This is a genomic window from Exiguobacterium sp. SH3S3 (assembly GCF_004337115.1).
Classification (GTDB): Bacteria; Bacillota; Bacilli; order Exiguobacteriales; family Exiguobacteriaceae; genus Exiguobacterium; species Exiguobacterium aurantiacum_A.
This window is the reverse complement of the sequence record NZ_SJUU01000029.1, coordinates 1-1,488: the sequence shown is the minus strand read 5'-3', so window position 1 is coordinate 1,488 and position 1,488 is coordinate 1. Positions and strand designations below refer to the sequence as shown.

Annotated in this window: 1 protein-coding gene; it reads right to left on the bottom strand. The window is 55.6% G+C overall.

Annotation, left to right across the window (positions count from 1 at the left end; genetic code table 11):
* Positions 1 to 49 precede the first annotated feature (49 nt).
* Positions 50 to 1,377, bottom strand: a protein-coding gene (locus EVJ28_RS13860) for an IS3 family transposase (protein ID WP_370251113.1) whose coding sequence is annotated in 2 segments (ribosomal slippage) — positions 50 to 999 and positions 999 to 1,377 — 1,329 coding nt in all. Because the reading frame shifts where the segments join, the coding sequence is not laid out codon by codon here.
* Positions 1,378 to 1,488: the final 111 nt, after the last annotated feature.

Below are 1,488 nucleotides of genomic sequence, written 5' to 3'. Positions count from 1 at the left end.
TGAACTGAGCCCTGTTTTTCGGACAGTTTAATAAAAAGTGCGTCGTCTTTTATGCGGCGATCAGATGGCTCCGGTATTGCTCCGGAGTCATTTTTTTTAGGTTCCATTGCTTGCGTTCACTATTGTAATAGTCAATGTAGGCATCGACCATCGACCGGACCTCGGTGAGGCCTGATGCCGATCGATGGTCGATATGATCTTTCAGATGTCCGAAGAAGGACTCGATCGGTGCGTTGTCGAGGCAGTTGCCACGACGTGACATGGACTGGACCATGCCTAGTCCACGGATACGTGACTGGTAGGCCGGATGGGTATAGTGGAACCCTTGGTCCGAATGGATCATCGCCTCGGGATGCAGATTCCCCTGGAGACGCTCTTCGAGCTTTTTCGTCGTCTGAAAGACGAGCTCCATGTGTAGGCTCGTCGACAAATGGTGTGCCACGATCTCGCGTGTCGCGACGTCTTTCACACAAGAGAGATAGACGTTCTGGCCTGTCCGTGTCGGGAGATAGGTGATGTCCGTCACGAATACCTTGCCCGGCTCGTCCTGGTCGAACTGACGGTTCAGGCGGTTCGGCACCGTCCTGTGCTCGTGTGTCGCCTTGGCGAGCTTCCGGTACGCGTTCTTCCTGCGGATCTTCGTGACGAGCCCATATTTCCGCATCAACCTGAGGATGCGCTTGTGGTTCATCGGTGCCCCGATGAGATCGAGCACCTCCATATAGAGCCCGCGATAACCGATTTTCCCGTCGCGGCGGTCATGGACATGTTTCAGGAGAAGATAGTCCGCATAATCACGCTCTTCCCGGAGGGAGTCGTCTTCCGCGCGGGTGAGCCAGGCATAGTAGCCACTGCGGCTCACGCCCGCGATCTCGCAGAGTGGACGGACGAGGTTCTTCAGCCGGAACGTCCGGATGACGGTGTTGATGACCTGGTATCGCTCTTTCGGTGTCAGTCGGTGCGTTTCGCCTGCCTCTCGAGTTCCTCTAGCTTTTTTAACAGCTCGTTCTCCGCCGTCAGGTATTTGACGCGCGCCTCGGCCTTCGCGAGCCGTCGTTCGAGCGAGTCATCCGGCTTCGGGCGCCCACCCGCGTTCGACTTCCCACGACGGTCGTTCAACAGGCCATCCGTTCCATAGATTCGGTAGGTCTTGCGCCAGCGGTCGAGCGATGACTTCGCCTTCACGCGACCGATCACCGCCAGGTCGAAACCGGCTTCCTCGAAGATTTGGGAGGGGCCTTTTCCCTCTTGGTTCTCGAGCACGGCCCGTATCTTGAAGTCGCCCGTGTACTGGATCGACCGGTCCGAGACCGACGCCACGTTCGGATTCGACTCGAGCTGCCTGATTTGATGTTCGTTGAAGATGATTTTACTCATGGATGCGTTCCCCCGTCTGAATGAATAGGTTCATTATATCGATTCGACCGCACACAAAAAACCCTGAATGAGCACTTTTTATCAAGTGTCTATCATTCAGGGTTCAGTTCA